The 19937-nt window shown below is 72.2% G+C and carries 17 protein-coding genes; 12 read left to right on the top strand and 5 right to left on the bottom strand.

The window, feature by feature from the left end; translation table 11 throughout:
* The 3 genes from ACFU95_RS11960 to ACFU95_RS11950 are packed head-to-tail and all read left to right on the top strand — an operon-like array spanning window position 1 to window position 2869.
* Window positions 1–1527: an AMP-binding protein gene (locus tag ACFU95_RS11960; RefSeq protein ID WP_383825468.1), complete on the top strand. Its 1527-nt coding sequence runs from the start codon at window positions 1–3 to the stop codon at window positions 1525–1527.
* Window positions 1524–2258, top strand: a complete 735-nt coding sequence (locus tag ACFU95_RS11955) for an enoyl-CoA hydratase family protein (protein WP_383825465.1) — start codon at window positions 1524–1526, stop codon at window positions 2256–2258. Before ACFU95_RS11960 ends, ACFU95_RS11955 begins: the two co-directional genes overlap by 4 nt.
* Complete coding sequence (locus ACFU95_RS11950) at window positions 2246–2869, top strand: TetR/AcrR family transcriptional regulator (protein WP_383825462.1); 624 nt, start codon at window positions 2246–2248, stop codon at window positions 2867–2869. Before ACFU95_RS11955 ends, ACFU95_RS11950 begins: the two co-directional genes overlap by 13 nt.
* Before the next feature lie 43 nt (window positions 2870–2912).
* On the opposite strand, the gene pdxH is transcribed toward ACFU95_RS11950, so the two are convergent.
* Window positions 2913–3581: a pyridoxamine 5'-phosphate oxidase gene (gene pdxH / locus ACFU95_RS11945; RefSeq protein ID WP_383825459.1), complete on the bottom strand. Its 669-nt coding sequence runs from the start codon at window positions 3579–3581 to the stop codon at window positions 2913–2915.
* Between the two features lie 322 nt (window positions 3582–3903).
* Here pdxH and ACFU95_RS11940 point away from each other — a divergent pair, with 322 nt between their 5' ends.
* The 5 genes from ACFU95_RS11940 to ACFU95_RS11920 all read left to right on the top strand — a co-directional run bounded on the left by ACFU95_RS11940 (window position 3904) and on the right by ACFU95_RS11920 (window position 9478).
* Window positions 3904–5004, top strand: coding sequence for a citrate synthase 2 (locus ACFU95_RS11940; RefSeq protein WP_383825456.1), 1101 nt, complete (start codon window positions 3904–3906; stop codon window positions 5002–5004).
* Window positions 5005–5231: 227 nt separating this feature from the next.
* Window positions 5232–6680, top strand: a complete 1449-nt coding sequence (locus tag ACFU95_RS11935) for a serine/threonine-protein kinase (protein ID WP_383825453.1) — start codon at window positions 5232–5234, stop codon at window positions 6678–6680.
* A gap of 306 nt (window positions 6681–6986) precedes the next feature.
* The gene (locus ACFU95_RS11930; protein ID WP_383825450.1) at window positions 6987–7397 is read left to right on the top strand and encodes a RidA family protein; all 411 of its coding nucleotides are present in this window, start codon (window positions 6987–6989) and stop codon (window positions 7395–7397) included.
* Window positions 7390–7854 (top strand): GNAT family N-acetyltransferase, encoded by a 465-nt coding sequence (locus tag ACFU95_RS11925; RefSeq protein WP_383825447.1) that lies wholly within the window; start codon window positions 7390–7392, stop codon window positions 7852–7854. The genes ACFU95_RS11930 and ACFU95_RS11925 overlap by 8 nt, the downstream gene beginning before the upstream one ends.
* A gap of 175 nt (window positions 7855–8029) precedes the next feature.
* The gene (locus ACFU95_RS11920) at window positions 8030–9478 is read left to right on the top strand and encodes a PAS domain-containing protein (RefSeq protein WP_383825445.1); all 1449 of its coding nucleotides are present in this window, start codon (window positions 8030–8032) and stop codon (window positions 9476–9478) included.
* A gap of 31 nt (window positions 9479–9509) precedes the next feature.
* Here the strand turns inward: ACFU95_RS11920 and ACFU95_RS11915 are convergent, their stop codons facing one another.
* Window positions 9510–10265, bottom strand: a complete 756-nt coding sequence (locus tag ACFU95_RS11915; protein WP_383825442.1) for an SIS domain-containing protein — start codon at window positions 10263–10265, stop codon at window positions 9510–9512.
* A 269-nt stretch (window positions 10266–10534) separates the two neighbouring features.
* Here ACFU95_RS11915 and ACFU95_RS11910 point away from each other — a divergent pair, with 269 nt between their 5' ends.
* Together ACFU95_RS11910 and ACFU95_RS11905 are read left to right on the top strand one after the other, a co-directional pair.
* Window positions 10535–11227 (top strand): metal-dependent transcriptional regulator, encoded by a 693-nt coding sequence (locus ACFU95_RS11910; protein WP_383825439.1) that lies wholly within the window; start codon window positions 10535–10537, stop codon window positions 11225–11227.
* Window positions 11228–11917: 690 nt separating this feature from the next.
* A complete protein-coding gene (locus ACFU95_RS11905) occupies window positions 11918–12805 on the top strand; it encodes an alpha/beta fold hydrolase (RefSeq protein WP_383825437.1) in 888 nt (295 codons plus the stop codon).
* A 62-nt stretch (window positions 12806–12867) separates the two neighbouring features.
* On the opposite strand, the gene ACFU95_RS11900 is transcribed toward ACFU95_RS11905, so the two are convergent.
* The 3 genes from ACFU95_RS11900 to ACFU95_RS11890 all read right to left on the bottom strand — a co-directional run bounded on the left by ACFU95_RS11900 (window position 12868) and on the right by ACFU95_RS11890 (window position 15987).
* On the bottom strand, window positions 12868–14460 hold the full coding sequence (locus ACFU95_RS11900) for a transporter (RefSeq protein ID WP_383825434.1): 1593 nt from the start codon (window positions 14458–14460) through the stop codon (window positions 12868–12870).
* Window positions 14457–15227 (bottom strand): ABC transporter ATP-binding protein, encoded by a 771-nt coding sequence (locus tag ACFU95_RS11895; protein WP_383825433.1) that lies wholly within the window; start codon window positions 15225–15227, stop codon window positions 14457–14459. The genes ACFU95_RS11900 and ACFU95_RS11895 overlap by 4 nt, the downstream gene beginning before the upstream one ends.
* 97 nt (window positions 15228–15324) lie before the next feature.
* Window positions 15325–15987 carry a bifunctional DNA primase/polymerase gene (locus ACFU95_RS11890; RefSeq protein WP_383825430.1) on the bottom strand — a complete coding sequence of 221 codons (663 nt, stop codon included), beginning with the start codon at window positions 15985–15987 and terminating at the stop codon, window positions 15325–15327.
* 376 nt (window positions 15988–16363) lie between these two features.
* Between ACFU95_RS11890 and ACFU95_RS11885 the strand changes: the two genes are divergently transcribed.
* On the top strand, window positions 16364–17749 hold the full coding sequence (locus ACFU95_RS11885; RefSeq protein ID WP_383825428.1) for a transcriptional regulator: 1386 nt from the start codon (window positions 16364–16366) through the stop codon (window positions 17747–17749).
* Window positions 17750–17950: 201 nt separating this feature from the next.
* Window positions 17951–19924, top strand: a complete 1974-nt coding sequence (locus ACFU95_RS11880; protein ID WP_383825425.1) for a hypothetical protein — start codon at window positions 17951–17953, stop codon at window positions 19922–19924.
* The last annotated feature ends 13 nt before the right edge of the window (window positions 19925–19937 follow it).

Below are 19937 nucleotides of genomic sequence, written 5' to 3'. Positions count from 1 at the left end.
GTGTTCCGCAGCGAGTACGCAGACGTCCCGGCCGTAGAACTCCCCATCCACGAGGCCGTACTGGGCCGGGCCGCCGAGTTCGGGGACGCGCCCGCGCTCATCGACGGCACGGACGGCACCACCCTCACGTACGACCAGCTCGACCGCTTCCACCGGCGCGTCGCCGCCGCCCTCGCCGAGGCCGGCGTACGCAAGGGCGACGTCCTCGCGCTGCACAGCCCCAACACGGTCGCCTTCCCCACGGCGTTCTACGCCGCCACCCGCGCGGGTGCCTCCGTCACGACCGTGCACCCGCTCGCGACGCCGGAGGAGTTCGCCAAACAGCTGACGGACTCGGCGGCCCGCTGGATCGTCACCGTCTCACCGCTGCTGGAGGCGGCACGCCGGGCCGCCGAACTCGCGGGCGGCGTCCAGGAGATCTTCGTGTGCGACAGCGCCCCGGGACACCGGTCGCTCATCGACATGCTGGCCTCCGCCGCCCCCGACCCGCAGGTCGACATCGACCCCGTGACGGACGTCGCCGCCCTGCCGTACTCGTCGGGCACCACCGGCATCCCCAAGGGCGTGATGCTCACCCACCGCCAGATCGCCACCAACCTCGCCCAGCTGGAACCCACCATCCCGGCAGGCCCCGGCGACCGCATCCTGGCCGTGCTGCCCTTCTTCCACATATACGGCCTGACCGCCCTGATGAACGCGCCCCTGAGGCTGGGCGCCACGGTCGTCGTCCTGCCCCGCTTCGACCTGGAGACCTTCCTCGCCGCCATCCAGAACCACCGCATCACCGGCCTGTACGTGGCCCCGCCGATCGTCCTGGCCCTCGCCAAGCACCCACTGGTCGCGAGTTACGACCTCTCGTCCCTGAAGTACATGATCAGCGCCGCCGCGCCCCTGGACGCGAAACTCGCGGGCGCCTGCTCGCGGCGCCTCGGCCTGCCGCCGGTCGGGCAGGCGTACGGCATGACGGAACTGTCCCCCGGCACCCATGTAGTCCCGCGGGTTGTGCGGATCTCAAGGGCCGTCCGTGGTCGAACTGTTACGGTTGGTGATGCTCGGGGTGCCCTAGGGGGTCCCGCGCCTACCGCCGGGCTGGCGGGAAGTCACGTCTGTGGAGTTGGTGTAAGACTGCTGGGCGGCACACCGTCCCTCGCCTTGACCGGGGCAGCGACCGACGTCGAAGCAGAAGGGCCGATCCGTGAGGGTCGGGCTCCCGGCCGCTCGCGGCGGGGAGGAGGTCAACAAGTACAAGGGCTTCCACGCCTGACCGGGAGGCCTGTGCACGGTGGCACAGCGAAAACCAAGCTGCTGCCGTGGGTACGACGCGGCGCTCCGGTGGTCATCCCCGGAGCGCCGCGTCGTTGGGCGCCCCGAGCCTGTGTCCCCGGCAGCTGTCGGGCAGCGCACGTCGCCGAACGCGTCGCCCCCTACAAACGCGTCCGCCAGGTCACCTTCGTCGACGGCGTCCCGCGGGCCGCGTCCGGCAAGATCCTGCGCCGCGGACTGCGGGCACCCAAGGAGGGCACATGACGCTGATCGACCGCGCACGCGCGCGTGCCGTGGAAACCCTCACACTCGACTCCCCGGGCAACCGCAACGCGCTCTCGGCGCCGCTCGTGGGCGAGCTGGCCGACGCGCTGATGGACTGCGGCAAGGACGCCGACGTACGCGCGATCGTCCTCACCCACACCGGCAACACGTTCTGCGCGGGCGCCGACCTGCGCGACCCGCCGCCCCCGGACGGCCTCGTGGCACTGCTACGGCAGATCGTGGAGCTGTGCAAACCGGTCGTCGCCCGGGTCACCGGGCACGTCCGCGCGGGCGGCCTCGGCCTGCTCGCGGCCTGCGACATCTCGGCCGCTTCGGCGCGGGCCACCTTCGCCTTCACCGAGGTCCACATAGGCGTCGCCCCCGCGGTGATCTCCCTGCCCCTGCTGCCCCGCACGGACCCCCGCGCCCTGGCCCGCTACTACCTCACCGGCGAACGCTTCACCGCACCCGAGGCGGCCCGCATCGGCCTGCTCACGACCGAGGGCGAGGACGTCGACGAGACACTGGTCCCCCTCCTGGACGGCCTGCGCCGGGCCTCCCCCCACGCCCTGGCCGAGACGAAGGCGCTGCTCACGGCTAAGGTGCTGGAAACCTTCGACCGGGACGCGGCCGACCTGACCGCACTCTCGGCCCGGCTGTTCTCCTCCGCCGAGGCCCGCGAGGGGATGACGGCCTTCCTAGACAGACGGGATCCGGAATGGGTGGTGTGAGCACAGTCGGCGACCGCGTGGACCGTACCGACCGCGTGCCCAAGCAGGACCGCAGCCGGGCCACCAGGCAGCGGCTCCTGGAAGCCGCCGTGGCCTGCCTCGCCGAACACGGCTGGGCGGGCTCCACGGTCTCCGTCGTCGCCGAACGGGCGGGTGTCTCCCGCGGCGCCGCCCAGCACCACTTCCCGACCAGGGAGGACCTCTTCACCGCGGCGGTCGAGTACGTCGCCGAGGGACGCTCGACGGCGCTGCGCGACCTGTTCCCGCAGGGCGCCGCGGGCGACCGGCGCGCGGTCGTCTCCGCCCTCGTCGACCTCTACACCGGCCCCCTGTTCCGCGCGGCCCTGCACCTGTGGGTGGCCGCCTCGAACGAGGAGCAGCTACGCCCCCGGGTCACGGAGCTGGAGGCCCGCGTGGGCCGCGAGACCCATCGGATCGCGGTGGACCTGCTCGGCGCCGACGAGTCCCGCCCCGGCGTCCGCGAAACCGTCCAGGGCGTCCTGGACATGGCCCGCGGTCTGGGCCTGGCCAACCTCCTCACGGACGACGCCGGGCGACGGGAACGGGTGGTGGCGCAGTGGGCCGTGCTGCTGGAGGAATCGCTCGGCTGAGGGCGCTGTCGGCCCGCTCCCGTGCCGGAGAGGGCCGCCCGGCTCACGGGCTGAGCCGCTCCACCCGCCAGCTCCCGTCCTGCTCCGCCACGTACCGCAGCCGGTCGTGCAGCCGGTTCTCCCGCCCCTGCCAGAACTCCACCGACTGCGGCGCCACCCGGAAGCCACCCCAGTCCGGCGGCACGGGCACCTGCTCGCCCTCGGGATAGCGCGCGGCCAGCTCGGCGTACGAGGCGTCGAGATCGGCGCGGGCGGCGACGACCGAGGACTGGGTGCTGGCCCAGGCGCCGAGCTGGGAGCCGTGCGGGCGGGTGCGGAAGTAGGCGGCCGTCTCGTCGCGTCCGGTCCGGCGCGCCACGCCCGTGACGATGACCTGGCGGGCCATCGCGTGCCAGGGGAAGAGCAGGGCGACGTACGGGTTCTCGGCGAGGTCGCGGGCCTTGCGGGAGCCGTAGTTGGTGAAGAAGACGAAGCCCTGCTCGTCGAACTGCTTCAGCAGGACCGTGCGGGAGCTGGGCCGCCCCTCGGCGTCCGCGGTGGAGACGATCATCGCGTTCGGCTCGAAGAGGTGGGCCTCCGCCGCGGCCTGCTTGAACCAGCGCGCGAACTGTTCCACCGGAGTGGCGGCCAGGTCGTTCTCGGCGAGGCCCTCGGCCCGGTACTGCTTGCGCATCGCGGCGGGGTCGAGGGGGACGGCGTCTGGGTCGGTCACGCCGTCATCTTGCCGTATGCGGCGGGCGCCGTCCGGGACAATGCCGTTCGGCATTGGATGGCACTGAGTGCCGCAAAACCCACCGGCGAGTGGCACTCGGGGTTATCGTGCTGTTGCTGTTTCGATTGGATGACCGCCAACCGAACGGGGCATCACACGGGTACGCCCCGGACCGCGAGTCCGTCGAGGCTCGGAGACCGGCAAGGCCCGGACTGCGAGTCCGTGACCGTGGAACCACCGGCGTACGCCCATCTCTGTCGACCGACGTGTGGTCGTTCCACCCACAACCCCATCCGTCGCACACCTCACGAGGAGCCGCCTGATGTCCGACTTCGTACCCGGACTCGAGGGAGTCGTCGCGTTCGAGACGGAGATCGCCGAACCGGACAAGGAGGGCGGCGCACTCCGGTACCGGGGCGTCGACATCGAGGATCTGGTCGGTCATGTCTCGTTCGGCAACGTCTGGGGACTGCTCGTGGACGGCGCCTTCCGGCCCGGCCTGCCGCCCGCCGAGCCCTTCCCGATTCCCGTGCACTCCGGCGACATCCGCGTCGACGTCCAGTCCGCGCTCGCCATGCTGGCCCCGGTGTGGGGGCTGAAACCCCTCCTGGACATCAGCGAGGAGCAGGCCCGCGCGGACCTGGCCCGGGCCGCCGTCATGGCCCTGTCCTACGTCGCCCAGTCCGCGCGCGGTCAGGGCCTGCCCATGGTCCCGCAGCGCGAGATCGACAAGGCCCAGTCCGTCGTCGAGCGCTTCATGATCCGCTGGCGTGGCGAGCCCGACCCCAAGCACGTGGCCGCCGTCGACGCGTACTGGACCTCCGCCGCCGAGCACGGCATGAACGCGTCCACCTTCACGGCCCGCGTCATCGCCTCCACCGGCGCCGACGTGGCCGCGGCGCTCTCCGGTGCCGTAGGAGCCATGTCCGGCCCGCTGCACGGCGGTGCCCCCTCCCGTGTGCTGCACATGATCGAGGAGATCGAGCGCACCGGTGACGCCGGGGCGTATGTGAAGCAGACCCTCGACAAGGGCGAACGCCTCATGGGCTTCGGCCACCGTGTCTACCGCGCCGAGGACCCGCGCGCCCGGGTCCTGCGCCGCACCGCCCGCGAGCTGGGCGCCCCGCGCTTCGAGGTCGCCGAGGCCCTGGAGAAGGCGGCCCTGGAGGAGCTGCACAACCGGCGCCCGGACCGCGTCCTGGCCACCAACGTGGAGTTCTGGGCCGCCATCATGCTGGACTTCGCGGAGGTCCCGGCGCACATGTTCACGTCCATGTTCACCTGCGCCCGGACGGCGGGCTGGTCGGCGCACATCCTGGAGCAGAAGCGCACCGGCCGCCTCGTGCGCCCCTCCGCGCGCTACATCGGCCCGGGCCCGCGCGACCCGCGCGAGGTCGAGGGCTACGCCGACATCGCGCACTGATCCCCGAACCCCCTCCGGCGGGCCGGCGTCGCACGGAGCCGATCAGCTCCGCGCGATGCCGCTCGGCGGCCGGAACGCTGTCCGGCGCCGCCGCCGTACGGAACGTGACTGATCCACTCCGCCAGTATGCTGGGGCGGCTGCGGCATCCCACCATCACCCGTCCCCACGTGGTGAGTTGCTGCCCGCGGCGATCGAGACGTCACGGTATGAGGGGGATGGGGATCAGGTGCTGATAGCGGGCCGCTACCGGCTGAGCGAGCCGATCGGGCGCGGAGGGATGGGGGAGGTCTGGCGGGCCTACGACGAGACGCTCGCCCGGCATGTGGCCGTCAAGCTGCTGCTGCCCCAGGACTCCGACCCCACCGCCACGTCCCGGTTCCGGCTGGAGGCGCAGACGGCGGCGCGGATCGACCACCCCAACGTGGTGGGCGTGCGGGACTTCGGCGAGTACGACAACCGGCTCTTCCTGGTGATGGAGATCGTCGAGGGCGACAGCCTCGCCCGGACGCTGGCGCTGTCCGGTGCGCTGCCCGCCGAACGCGTCGCCCGTATCGCCGCCGAGGCCGCCGCGGGACTGGCCGCCGCGCACCGGCAGGGCATCGTCCACCGGGACATCAAGCCCGGCAACCTGCTCCTGGACGCCGACGGCACCCTCAAGATCGGTGACTTCGGGATCGCCCGCTTCCTCGACGACCCCGGCGCCGCGCTGACCGCCACCGGGCAGATCGTCGGCACGAGTCTGTACCTGGCCCCCGAGCGCGCCCTGGGGCAGCCGGCGGGCCCGGCCTCCGACGTCTACGCGCTGGGCTGTGTGCTCTACCAGCTCCTCACCGGCCGCCCGCCCTTCCAGGCCGACACCGCCGTGGCGATCCTGCACCAGCACCTGGACGCCGTCCCCGTGCCGCCCCGCGAACTGGGTGTCCCGGGTCTCCCGCCCGCCTTCGAGAGCTACCTCCTCGGCCTGCTCGCCAAGGAGCCCGAGCACCGGCCCGCCGCCCAGCAGGCCGCCGACTGGTTCGCCGACGGTGCCTGGCAGGGACGCCCCGAGCCACTGCCCGACGCGACGCAGCCGTCCCGCCGGCCGACGGCCGCGGCGGCGTCCGCCCCCGGATCGCAGCAGGTGGGGGAGACCAGCAACCCGACCACGTACATGCTGCCCTCGGCCCAGGGGACAGCGTCCGCCGCAGGACCCAGAACCGAACCCAGAACCAGCCCCAGAACCGGACCCGGAACCGGATCCAGGGCCAGACCCGGAAGCAGATCCGGATCGAGGTCCAGGCCCGGCTCGCAGCCCCGGACCCGCGTGGCGGTCACGGCGGCCGCGGCGGCGCTCTTCATGGCCGCGATGCTCATCGGCATGCTGTGGTTCTCTCCCGACAAGACCGGCGCGGAGGGTACGAAATCCGAGGCCCCGCCGAGCCCGTCGGCGTCCGCCCCGGGCCCCGCTTCCGCCCCCGCGTCTCCCCTGGACTCGTCCCCCTCCCCGATCACTTCTCCGATCACCTCCCCGAGCCCGGCCGCGGTGGAGACGAGTGCCGGTCAGGACGGGCGGCACGACGAGGAGCGGGAGCAGGAGAAGCGGGAACAGGAGAGGCGGGAACAGGAGAGGCGGGAACAGCAACGCGCGGTGCAGCAGGACGACGACGGGGGCGACGACGACGGCGACGACGGCTGAACGCAGACGACCCGCGAGCTCGGGTCCCTCCGCCGGGGCGGAGGAGCCGGCCGGACGTACCGGCGAGCTCGCGGGTCGGGTGACTGCTGGGATTGGGCCGGCTGCACGCGTCTCTCACGCGCTGGTCCGGCACCGCACTGGGTGGGGTGTCGGGCCGCTAGCCCGCAGCCACCTCACGCGTCCGGTATTCATACATCTGCCGAACCACCTCCCTTCTCGTGTGCCCACACACTAAGAAGCGGGTCGGCCCTCGATCAAGTGTTTTTTGCTTGGCCGTGTCCGCGCAGGTCACCTAGCGTTCGGTGCATGACGGATCAGCAGGCGGGGCGGTCGGCGATTCTCAGCGGCTCGACCTTCGAGGAGCAGATCGGGTACGCGCGCGCCGTGGTTGACGGGGACTGGGTGCACGTGTCGGGGACGACCGGGTTCGACTACGCGACGATGACGATCTCCGAGGACGTGGTGGAGCAGGCCGAGCAGTGTCTGCGGAACGTGGGGGCGGCGCTGGCGGAGGCCGGGTCCTCGTTCGCGGACGTGGTCCGGGTGCGGTACCTGCTGCCCGAGCGGGAGGACTTCGAGCCGTGCTGGCCCGTGCTGCGGCGGTACTTCGGTGAGGTGCGGCCGGCGGCGACGATGATGATGTGCGGGCTTGCGGATCCGCGTATGAAGATCGAGATTGAGGTGTACGCGAGGAGGGGAAGCGGGTCTCATGTCTGATCTTCGGATTGCGCCGGTGGACGGTGACGCCATGCTTCGGCAGTGGCGGCACGTCCACAACGTGATCGTGCCGCCGGACGAGCTGAGCCTCGACGAGGTACGCGAGCGCAGTGGGCGGCATCAACTGCGGAACGCCTATGCCGGGGACGCGCTCGTGGGCTGCTCGACCGTCCGGCCGCCGCAGGGCGAGGAGAGCGTGGCGACCGTCATCGCGCGCGTGCTGCCCGAGTACCGGCGGCGGGGGTTCGGGTCGGCGCTGTACGAGGACGGGCTCACGCACGCGCGCGTGCTCGGTGCGCGGGCGGTCCGGACCGTGGTCCTGACCGCCAACGGGGCAGGGCTCCGGTTCGCCGAGAGGCGCGGATTCGTGGAGGTCGACCGGTATGTGGCGCCGGAGGACGAGAACGAGGTGTGGCTGACGTTGCAGTTGGCAGGCTTCGAGGTCAGTGGGACGTGACGATGGGGCGTGGCGGTTGCGGCCGGTTTCCCGGGATTTTCGCCGTACAACGATTCCTTCAATCTTGTGGGAACTCGGTGTGTGCTGCGTCACGTTCCAGTTAGATGATTGCGAGTGAGCGCACCGACGCGTCGTACGTGCGGACGCAGCTTGGCAGGCTTGGCAGGGGGTCCAGGTGAGTGCTTCCCGGCGTAGTGGGACCACGGACGAGCTGGGGCCGGACGAACCCGAGCGGGACGGTCCGGACGGTTCGGCGGGTGGTTCGGAGGGTTCCGCAGGCGGCTCTGATCTGCTGGCCGCACTGCTGGACGGGATGGACGCTGCCCTGTGCGCCTTCGACGCGGACGGGGTCGTCACCCACTGGAACCGTGAGGCGGAGCGGATCCTCGGGTGGAGCGCGACCGAGGCCGTCGGGCGGCCCGGGTTCGCCGGGTGGGCGGTGCGCGAGGCCGACGCCGAGGAGGTCGAGACGCGGCTCATGTCCGCCATGGACGCTCCCGGGCGGCAGGTGCACGAGTTCGCGCTGCTGACCAAGGACGGCGGGCGGGTGCTCGTACGCACCCAGTCGGCGGCCGTACGCGGTCCGGACGGGAAGCCCGCCGGGGTGTACTGCGCCTTCAGCGAGGTGCACGCGCAGATCGATCTGGAGCGGTCGATCGCGCTGAGCGAGGCGTTGTTCGAGGACGCGTCGTGGGGTGTGGTGCTCGTCGACGCCGATCTGCGGCCGGCTGTGGTCAACGCTCACGCGGCCCGCGCGCTGGGGATCGGGCGTACGTCCGTGCTCGGACGGCCGCTCGGGGATCTGCTCGCCCAAGGGGTCGAGGAGCTGGAGAGCGCGCTCACCCATGTGCTGGCGGAGGGCGCGCCGCCCGCGCCCGCCGAGATCTGGGTGAGCGTCCGGACGCCTGAGGGCGAGCGGCGGCGGTGCTGGCGGTGCGGTTTCGTACGGCTGGCCTCGCCGCTCGCGGAGGAGCCGGTGCCGTTGGGGGTGGGCTGGCTCTTCCAGGACATGACCGAGGCCAAGCAGGCCGAGCAGGAGGCGGCGCTGCTGCGGTTCCGGACCAACCAGTTGCATCGGGCGGCGCGGGCCGCCTCGGAGTGCGAGGACCCGGCGGACGCGGCGACCGTGCATCTGGACTTCGCGCTGGCCGGGTTCGCCGATCACGCGCTGATCGACCGGGTCGCGGGCGGGTCGCTGGCGGATCCGCACACGGACGAGGACGCGGACGCCGCCGGGCCGGTACGGCTCGTTCGGGTCGCCGTGACGCCCTCCGGCGCGCCGGGGCCGAGTCTGCTGGGCGGGGAGGCCGGGCTGCCGGTGCGGTACGCCGAGGGGCATCCGGCGTTGCAGTGCGTGGCGCGGGCCGGGTCGGTGCGGGCCGACGCGGGCAGCATGCCGGCGGAGCAGGCGCGCGCGTGGGCGGTGGGCCGGCAGTGGCCCCCGGACGCGGTGCACGCGCTGTGCGCGGTCCTGCGGAGCCGGGGGCGGACGCTGGGGGTCGTGACGTTTCTGCGGGGCGCGGGGCGCAGCGCGTTCGAGCGGAGCGACGCGGTGCACGCGGAGGATGTGGCGGTGCGGATCGCTTCCGCGCTGGATCTGGCGGGGGCGCTGGGCTCGGAGTAGCGCGGCTGCGGCCCGGGCGGCGCCCGCTGCCTCACCGGCGGTAGAAGATCCTGTCGCCGTACTGCTCGAACACCCTGCTGTTCCAGTCGTGGCCGCCGTCGACGTTGCCGGAACGCAGCAGCGGGGGCTCGATGCCGCGGGCGGCCAGGGAGGCGGCCGCGGTGGCCATTACGGCCTGGAGGAGGGCCGACGTGACGACCGTGGAGGCGGGGGCGAAGGGGGCCGGGATCGTGTCGAGGGTGAGTTCCGCGTCGCCGATCGCGATCTTCGAGTCGAGGACGATGTCGCAGTGGTCCTTGAGGTAGGTGCCGGAGACATGGCGGGACGTCGTCTCCGAGGCGTATGCCACTGAGGTCACGCCGATGACCCGGGCGCCGAGGCCGCGGGCGCTCATGGCCATCTCCACGGGCAGGGCGTTGCGGCCGGACAGGGAGATGATCACCAGGGTGTCGTCGGCGCGGAGCGGGGAGCTGTCGAGCACCGCGCTCGCGAGACCGTCGACGCGTTCGAGGGCGGAGCCGAGGGTGGCGGGCATGACGTCGACGCCCACGACGCCGGGGACCGCCAACAGGTTCATCAGGGCGAGGCCGCCGGCGCGGTAGACGACGTCCTGGGCGGCGAGGGAGGAGTGGCCGGCGCCGAAGGCGAAGAGCCGGCCCCCGGCGGCGACGGTGTCGGCGAGCAGGGTGCCGGCCGCCTCGATGTTCTCGGTCTCCTCGTCACGGACCCGCTGGAGCAGTCCGATCGCGGCGTCGAAGAACTGCTCGGCCGGCTTGCTGTCGCTCATGCGGGGCCCTCCGGGGGTGGCGGGGTTCGGCGGGGACGATCGGGTGGGGGTGTGTCGCGGATCACCGTGCGGTCTGGACCAGTGCGGTGTCAATACGGCGGGGTGCCCGCGGCGGTACGGGTCCGGGCGGGTCGTGTAATCCCCTGGTTTCAACGGCGCGGCACGGTTGTCCGTGGTATCCGGCAGAATTGAGTACAGGGCCAGCGCACGCGCCGTGGAGCTGTCTCGCTTCCGGCTGAGCTAATCGCAGAGCTAATCGAGGGGCACGTATGTCCGGACTGATCGACACCACGGAGATGTATCTCCGCACCATCCTCGAGCTGGAGGAGGAAGGCGTGGTCCCCATGCGCGCCCGTATCGCCGAGCGGCTGGACCAGAGTGGGCCGACCGTCAGCCAGACGGTGGCGCGGATGGAGCGTGACGGGCTGGTGTCCGTGGCGTCCGACCGGCATCTGGAGCTCACCGACGAGGGGCGGCGCCTGGCCACCCGCGTCATGCGCAAGCACCGTCTCGCCGAGTGTCTGCTCGTCGACGTGATCGGGCTGGAGTGGGAGCAGGTGCACGCCGAGGCGTGTCGCTGGGAGCACGTCATGAGCGAGGCCGTGGAGCGGCGGGTGCTGGAGCTGCTGCGGCATCCGACCGAGTCGCCGTACGGCAACCCGATCCCGGGGCTGGAGGAGCTCGGCGAGAAGGACGGCGCCGATCCGTTCCTGGACGAGGGCATGGTCTCGCTGGCCGACCTCGACCCGGGCGCCGAGGGCAAGACGGTCGTGGTCCGGCGTATCGGTGAGCCGATCCAGACCGACGCGCAGCTGATGTACACGCTGCGTCGGGCCGGTGTGCAGCCCGGCTCGGTGGTGAGTGTGACCGAGTCCGCGGGTGGTGTGCTCGTGGGCAGCGGTGGTGAGGCGGCCGAGCTGGAGACGGACGTCGCCTCGCACGTGTTCGTGGCGAAGCGCTGAGCCATCGGCCCCTTCGGCTTTCCTTCCCGGTAACTCCCGTAGAGCGAGCGGGAGTTGTGGCCTTCCGCGGATGCCGTCCGGTTCCAAGATCCAGTGCGCCGAATCGCAGCGCTCCGCCGATTCGCGTGCCAGTCTGTCGCGTGAGGCATATGACCTGAAGAGCTCTTGGCCGTGATCGACAGCGATGCGTCCGGCCGGGGAAGGGGCGGGCGGATGTGCCGTGGAAGTGGAGAGGGCCCCGGCGCTGTGTGGCGCCGGGGCCTGTCCTCCCCTGTGCTGACCCGGAGCCCCGAGCTCTCAGGGTCATTCCCCTCGGACCGGTTTCCCCGAGCGGTCCGCCTCCCGCTGAAGATCTCCCCCCGGCGGCGCCGATCAATCCTTGGCAGGGGTCACTCGAATGAGGGGTGTTGGTCACGGAGACCGCATTTTCGAATAGGAGTTCGATAGTCTGCGGGTGACGGGTCGGGCGGAACGTGCGCTTCATGGGTGTGCGCATAAGATCACGTCAGACACACAGGACATGCACATCGTGTGCGACGGCACCGCCGACGCCTGCACCGCAGGTGACGTGCGGTGTCGGCACGAGCGACGGCAGAAACGGCAGATACGGCAGGCACGGCAGGCAGGACACGGTTCACAGGACCGGCCGGCTCGAGCGGTCCGAGCGGAGCTAGGGGGGTGCCAGGACCAATGGCGCGGCGCATCGACGTGACCGGGAAGGGCGGGGTACGTCTGGCGGCCTGGGAGTTCGGCGACCCTCCCAAGACCGACCCCGCCAAGGAGCCCGACGGCACGCCCGGCGTGCTGTTACTGCACGGCCTCATGGGCCGCGCCTCGCACTGGGCCTCCACCGCCCGCTGGCTCTCCGAGCGACACCGCGCGGTCGCGCTGGACCAGCGTGGCCACGGCCGCAGCGGCAAGCCCACGCAAGCGGCCTTCACACGCGACGCGTACGTCGACGACGCCGAGGCGGCCCTCGAACAGCTCGCTCTCGCCCCGGCGGTCCTCATCGGCCACGCCATGGGTGCGCTGACCGCGTGGCAGCTCGCCGCCAAGCGGCCCGACCTGGTGCACGGCGTGATCATCTGCGACATGCGGGCCTCCGCGCTCGGCTCGGCCTCGCAGCGGGAGTGGGCGGACTGGTTCAGGTCCTGGCCCGTTCCCTTCGCCACGCTTGCCGACGTGCGCAAGTGGTTCGGCGAGGACGACCCCTGGGTGGAGCGGCCGAGCGCCGCGCGGGGTGAGTTCTACGCCGAGGTGATGCACGAGTGCGAGGACGGGTGGCGGCCGGTTTTCGAGCCGGACCAGATGCTCAACTCGCGGGAGACGTGGGTGTTCGACGCGCACTGGGAGGAGTTGGCGCAGGTTCGGTGTCCTGCGCTGGTCGTGCGCGGACTTGACGGGGAGTTGGGGCGGGCCGAGGCCCAGGAGATGGTGCGGGTGCTGCCGCGCGGCGAGTACGCGGAGGTGGCCGACGCCGGTCATCTGGTGCACTACGACCAGCCGGAGGGCTGGCGCGCGGCGATCGAGCCGTTCCTGGACGCGGTGCGCTCCGCTGGAGACGCCGGGCGCCTTTGAGGGCGGGGCTTGCTGTCCGACGGCGACTACGGGCCGTAGGGCCCCCGCGTCGGACAGACCCGTCAGCCCTTGCTCACCGCCAGCAGGATCTCCGGCAGGCGGGCCGCCGTGCGCGGGGCCGCCAGACGTAGGCCCAGCCAGGTGGTCGCCGCGCCGTACGCCGTGCCCGCCGGCAGCAGCAGCCAGGTCCAGGCATCCCCGTCCTCGCTCACGTTCAGCCAGATCGTCAGGGCGATGACGGGGGCGCAGAGCAGGGCCGCCGCGATCATGCCGCCGAAGATCGAGATCCAGGCCAGGCCCGTCTGACCGGGGGCGACGTTCTTGTAGCCCTCCTGCGGGATGGAGTACGGGAAGCGGGCCGACGTCCAGGCGCCCGTCGCCAGCATCGCCCCGAGGAGGGCGAAGGACAGGCCGAGCGCTTCGGGGAGCCTGGGCCAGGCACCGAGGAGTGCCGTCGTCAGCGCGGTGACGAGGGTGGCGTAGGGGAGAGTGATCAGCAGGAGTGCCAGGGCCCGGCCACGCAGCTCGACGTAGGCGTCCCGGGGGGACGAGATGGTCAGCGCGACCATCCAGAACGCGGACGTGTCCTGCCCGAACTGGTTGTACATCTGGATGCCGAGCATCCCGGCCGCGAAGCAGGCGAAGTAGATCGAGCCGGTGCCCTGGAGGGCGTTGAACAGCGGCACGATCAGGCCGATGGCGAGCGAGGTCACCCAGGCAGCCTTGGTCTTCGGGTCGCGCCAGACGTAGCGCAGGCTGCGTTCCATGACGGTGCCGGTGCGGCCGGCCGGCAGGAGGCGGGCCAGGCCCGTCGAGTCGCGTTCGCGGACGGCTGCCTCGGTGGCCGCCTGGAGCGTGGAGCCGTCGGGCGAGGTCATCAGCCGGGTGAGATGGCGTGACCATACGGCGATCACGACCGCCAACGCGCCGACGGTCAGGGCGAGTTGGATGGCAGCGAACCCGTACGAGCCCTCGCTCACCGAGTGCACCGCCCCGATCGCGGACGCCGGCGGCACCCACCGCAGCACCTCCGCCGCCGGATCGAGCTGGGCCAGCCCCGACGAACCCAGGCGCTGCGCACCGAAGTTCACCAGCTGCGCCCCGATCGCGATGACCAGCCCGCTCAGCACCGCGAGATCGCGTCCCTTACGGCTGGTCAGCAGCCGGATGTTGGCGGCGGCGACGGCTCTCGCGAGCGCCACGCACACCAACAGCGCCAGGACGACGGCGATGACACCGACGACGTAGGCCGGCCCGCCGTGCGCGACCGCGATCACCGAACCGGCGAGCAGGCACAGGGTGAACAGAGGGCCGATGCCGACCAGTGAGGCCGCGAGCAGGGCCCGCACCAGGGGCCGGGGGCGCAGCGGCAGCATCACGAGCCGGGTCGGGTCGAGGGTCTCGTCACCGCCGGGGAAGAACAGCGGCATCACGGCCCAGCCGAGCGCGAGGACCGCGACCAGGGGAACGACCACCGAGTCGGCGTGTCCGTTGCCGCGCAGCATGATCAGCCCGAGGAGCTGGAGCGCGGCGAAGAGGAGCGCCACGACCGCCGAGGCGATGTAGGCGGCCCGCCGCCCACCGGACTGCCGCAGCCCGTTGCGGAGCAGCGACAGCTTCAGGCGTACGACGACTCCCGTCACATCGGCGCTCATCGGGCCCCGCCGCCCAGCCAGTCGAGGTCGGTCCCGGCGTCGCGGCCGTTCGCGCCGACGAGTTCGAGGAACGCCTGCTGGAGCGAGGCCGCGTCACCGCGCACCTCGGCGAGGGTGCCGTGGGCCCGGATGCGCCCGGCGGCCATGACGGCGACCCAGTCGCACAGCGACTCGACGAGCTCCATGACGTGGGAGGAGAAGACGACGGTCGCGCCGGAGGCGGTGTAGCGCTCCAGGACGCCCCGGATGGTCTGGGCGGAGACGGGGTCGACGCCCTCGAACGGCTCGTCCAGGAACAGCACTTCGGGATTGTGCAGAAGCGCGGCCGCGAGCCCGATCTTCTTGCGCATGCCGGTCGAGTAGTCGACGACCAGCTTGTGCTGGGCCCCCGCGAGATCGAGCACGTCCAGCAGCTGAGTGGCCCGCTTGTCGACCTCGGCGCCGGGAAGCCCGCGCAACCGCCCCGAGTACGCGAGCAGTTCCCGCCCGGAGAGCCGCTCGAAGAGCCGAAGCCCTTCGGGCAGCACCCCGATCCGCGCCTTGACTTCGACGGGGTCCCGCCAGACGTCGTGCCCGACGACCGAGACGGACCCCTGATCGGGCCGCAGCAGCCCGGTCACCATCGAGAGGGTCGTGGTCTTACCGGCTCCATTGGGGCCGACGAGCCCGATGAACTTCCCCGCAGGCAACTCCAGATCGATCCCCGCGACAGCAACCTGCTGCCCAAACCGCTTCCAGAGCCCACGCACACTTACGGCCGACGTCATGGAAGCCAACCTAAGAGGGGCGCGGGGAACTGCGCGAGCAACCACACACAATGGGCAGCCGCCGTTGATCAGCAACCAGGCAAATGGGGAGGCGCTGTCAACGATCCCGGCCGCAGGCATACGCGAGCGGCGAGATCAGCTCCTCGGCGTCCGGCAGCCACCGATTCGCCGGCGTGGGCCGACAGGCCCACTGCACAGCACCCCGCGACCCGAACCGAGTCGGCGGCCCGGCGACCCACGCCCCCTCACCGAGCGCGACCAGATCCAGCGAGCCGACCGACCAGCCCAGCTTGCGCACCAGGTCGGGAATCTTCACCGACGCACCGGGCAACACGAAGAAGTGCATGCGACGATCCGGCGTCAACGTCACCGGCCCGAGCGTCAGCTCCATCCGCTCCATGCGGGCCAGCGCGAGGAACCCCGCGGTCTCCGGGACGGAGATCGCGTCGAAGGTGCGCCCCGTCGGCAGCAGGATCGACGCGTTCGGCTGCTTCTGCCACATCCGGCGTGCGACCGTCGCGCTCCCGGTCGCCTGCGTAGCCCAGTCCGGGCGTGCGGGGTGCGCGCCGGGCGCGGGGCACGCGGTGTCGCCGCAGGAGCAGAGCTGTGCGCCGTCGACGGCCTCCAGCCAGGTCCCGGGGAACACGTCCCAGTGACGCTCCTCGGCATAGCGAACGGCGGTCTCCAGCAGCGTTTCGCCGCGCTGCTTCGGAATCTGTGCGGCTTCGGTGGCCGGGATCGTCTCTTCCACGCTGAACACAACTCCCGCACCCACCTCGGGTTACGGGCGCCCGCCCGTCTCCCACCACCACCCTTCCAAAGAAGGCCCTTCGGACCTGCACCTTCCCTTTTTGCGCGGGGGAGGAGCATTGATTCCTCATCTGGGGCGCATGGGTGCATGTGTGGGGGCGCGCAGGAGGATCCGTGGCCGGAGCTGGGTAGCCCATTGTGGGGTCGGCTTCCGCCTTTACCCCGGCAATCCTCGCAAGCCTCGCATTTTCGGTATGTCGACGGGGCATTGATCTTCACGGCCGGAATCCCGCGGTGCACAGCCAGTGCCCCCGCGCCGGACTCCGGCGGCGAAAGAGACGTCAACTCGGTGCGTGGGCAGGCACCGCAGCCACAGGGGGTACGCCATGGCCGCAAGGCCTCTCGTCGCGCGACAGCCGAACGAACGGCTGCAGGCGCTCATCCAGGAAGCGGGCTGCTCGAACGCCGGGCTGGCTCGCCGGGTCAACATGTGCGGCGCCGAGCACGGCCTCGATCTGCGCTACGACAAGACATCCGTGGCCCGTTGGCTACGAGGACAGCAGCCGAGGGGGCGGGCGCCGGCGATCATCGCGGAGGCGCTCGGCCGCAAACTGGGCCGTACGGTCACGATCGACGAGATCGGCATGGCCAACGGCAAGAACCTCGCGTCCGGCGTCGGCCTCCAGTTCTCGCCGACTGTACTGGGGGCCATCGAGCAGGTCTGCGAGCTGTGGCGGAGCGACGTCGGGCGGCGGGACTTCCTGTCCGGCTCGTCCGTCGCCGCGTCCGCGCTGGTCGAGCCCAGCCGCGACTGGCTGATCTCGTCGCCGGACTCACAGGTGTCGCGCTCGGCCGGGCCGCGCGTGGGCCAGTCCGACGTGGCGGCCGTGCGCGCGATGACGCAGGCGCTCGTCGACCTTGATCACCAGTACGGCAGCGGGCATGTGCGCCCGGTCGTCGTGCACTATCTGAACAGCGTCGTGTCCGGGCTGCTGGCCGGGTCGTACCGGGAGGCGGTGGGGCGGGAACTGTTCGCCGCCGTCGCGCGGTTGACCGAGCTCGCCGGGTACATGGCCGTCGACACCGGCCAACCGGGGCTCGCCCAGCGGTACTACATCCAGGCGCTCAGGCTGGCGCAGGCCGCGGGAGACCGGGGCTACGGCGGGTATGTGCTGGCCGCCTCCATGAGCCATCTCGCCGCGCAGCTCGGAAACCCGCGTGAGATCGCGCAGTTGGCGCGGGCGGCGCAGGAGGGGGCGCGGGGGCGCGTGACACCACGTGCGGAGGCGATGTTCCATGCGGCCGAGGCGCGAGGGCATGCGTTGATGGGGGACGCGCGGGCCGCCCAGCTGGCCTCGGGACGGGCCGTGACCGCGCTGGAGACGGCGGATCCGGAGTCCGGGGACGACCCGACGTGGATCGCGCACTTCGACGCCTCCTATCTCGCCGACGAGTTGGCGCACTGCCACCGTGATCTCGGCCAGGCCGAGGCGGCGGCGCGGTGCGCGCAGGAGTCGCTGGCCGGGCTCCCGGAGACGAAGGCGCGACGCCGGGCGATCGGCTATGTGCTGCTCGCCACAGCGCAGGTGCAGCAGCGCGAGATCGAACAGGCTTGCCACACCGGGCTGCGGGCCGTGGAACTCCTGGAGACCCTGCGTTCCAACCGGGGCGCCGAGTACCTGGACGATTTCCAGCAGCGGCTGGAGCCGTACCGGGACGAGCCGGTGGTAAGGGAGTTCGGGGCACGACTGGATCTCCCGGCGGCGGCGTGAGACCAAGGGGCACCAGGGCGTGAACGACAGGGAAACGAAGGCGCCGGTACGGAAAGAGGGGCGTATGTAGCTGATGGGGGCCGGGATTGTTACGGCGGTCACAGCGATGCAGGTCACGTTCTGAGCTGCGTAGCACGCGGATCGGCGGACCCGGTAGCGTGACCCGACGATTCACAAGGTCCCCCATTAGTAGGAGTCCCGGTGACGCAGAGTGGACGGGGCGAGGAGCCCTCGGCGCGACCCGCGCGCGAAGGCATCGTGCTGCCCTCCGACGGCGGTGAGCCGCTGTTGCCGGGCATGATCGGTGGCCAGGGCGGCCGGCCGGCGCCGGTTCCGGCCGCACCGCCGCCCACGCCCCAGCCCTCGGCGCCGCCCGGCGGCCAGTCCTGGGGCAGCCCTTGGGGACCCGAGCAGACCCCGCCCGAGGCGTCGCCGCAACCGCCGGCCGCGCCCGGCCAGTCCTGGGGAACGCCGCCCGGCCATCCCTGGGGCGGACAGGAACAGCAGCAGCCGTACCAGGGCGGCCACGCCGGGGCGGCGCCGTCACCGGCCCCGTGGGGCGCGGCGCAGGACGTCGCCGGGGGCGTGCCGTCCCAGCCGTTGCCGGCAGAGGGCGGGTCGTACGGCGGGGGAGCGCAGGGCGCACCGCAGGGCCCGCCGCAGTACGGGCAGGGCGCCCCGGCCGCCGGGTCGCTCATGCCGCAGCAGCACCAGCTCCAGCAGCACCAGCCGCAGGTTCACCAGCCGCAGCACCAGCCGCAGCCTCAGCAGCAGTACCAGCCGCAGCCTCAGCCGCCGTACGGTCAGGGTGGTTCGCCGTCGGCTTCGCTGCCCCCGGCCGGCGGTCAGCAGTACGGCGCTCCCGGCTTCGGTGGTGCGCTGCCGCCGGCCCAGCAGGGTGGTGCGGGTGCGCCGCTGCCGCCCGCGGCGCCCGGCGCGCCTCTGCCGCATGCCGGTGCCGGCGGCTTCGGGGCCCCGCTGCCCCCGGCCGACGAAGGCGCCACCCAGTACATGCCGCCGGTCGCCAATGCCCCCGCGGGCGCGGACGACCAGGCCACCCGTTACATACCGCCCGTCGGCGCGCCGCCCGCGCCCGCCGCCGACGAGGGAGCGACGCAGTACATCCCGCCCGTGGGGCCGGGGGCGCTTCCGCCCGAGGTGCCCGGTGAGAGCACGCAGATCCTGGGCCGGGCCCGGCAGTCAGGCGCCGGAGCGATGCCGGCCGCTTCCGGGACCGACGCGGCCGCCACTCAGTACATTCCGCCCGTGACCGGCCAGCCGGGCGGGGCGCCCCAGCCGGGGTCGGGGCGGCAGCCGCTCTCCGACTTCGACAACCTCTTCCGCAGCGAGCCGGGCGGCGAGCCCCCGGCCGCGGCCACCCAGCAGCTGCCGCGCTTCCAGCAGCCCCAACCGCAGCCCCAGGGCCCGCGCGAGACGGGGTACTTCCCGCCCGGACCGCACGGCCAGCACGGAGGCCACGGCCACGGCCATGGCCCGGACGTCGACGACATCGGCGGGGGAGGCCGCGGCGGCCGTCGTACGGGCTCTCGGGTGCCGCTCATCGCTGCCGTGGGCGTCGGCATCGCCGTGCTCGGCATCGGGGCGGGCGCGATGCTCGCCGGTGGAGGCGGGGACGACCAGAAGAGCGACGACAACAGGCCCGTCTCCGCCACGGCTCCGGCGACCGAGGGCTCTCCGTCGCCGTCCGAGGACCCGGCCGAGCAGCAGGCCGTCGCCCTGGACAAGCTGCTCGCGGACAGCGGCGACAGCCGTAACGCCGTGATCAAGGCCGTGGCCGACGTGAAGTCCTGCGGCAACCTCGCGCAGGCCGCGACCAACCTGCGGGGCGCGGCCAAGCAGCGCGACCAGCTGGTCACCGACCTGTCCAAGCTCTCCGTCGACCAGCTCCCCAGCCACACCGAGCTGACCACCGCGCTGACCAAGGCGTGGCAGGCGTCGGCCTCCGCCGACAACCACTACGCGGCGTGGGCGGACCAGGTGGCGGCCAAGAAGGGGCAGCTCTGCAAGAAGGGCCAGGCCCGTTCCACCGGCCAGACCCAGGCAGGCAACCGGGCCAGTGGCACGGCCAGCGCGGAGAAGAAGACGGCCGCGCAGCTGTGGAACACGATCGCCAGGAAGTACGGGCTGACGGAGCGCCAGCCGACGCAGCTCTAGGAGGGGCGCCGGG

Origin of the sequence: Streptomyces sp. NPDC057623, from assembly GCF_042800355.1 — a bacterium.
Classification (GTDB): Bacteria; Actinomycetota; Actinomycetes; order Streptomycetales; family Streptomycetaceae; genus Streptomyces.
The sequence above is the reverse complement of the archived record's forward strand: the minus strand, read 5'-3'. Positions and strand labels throughout refer to the sequence as shown.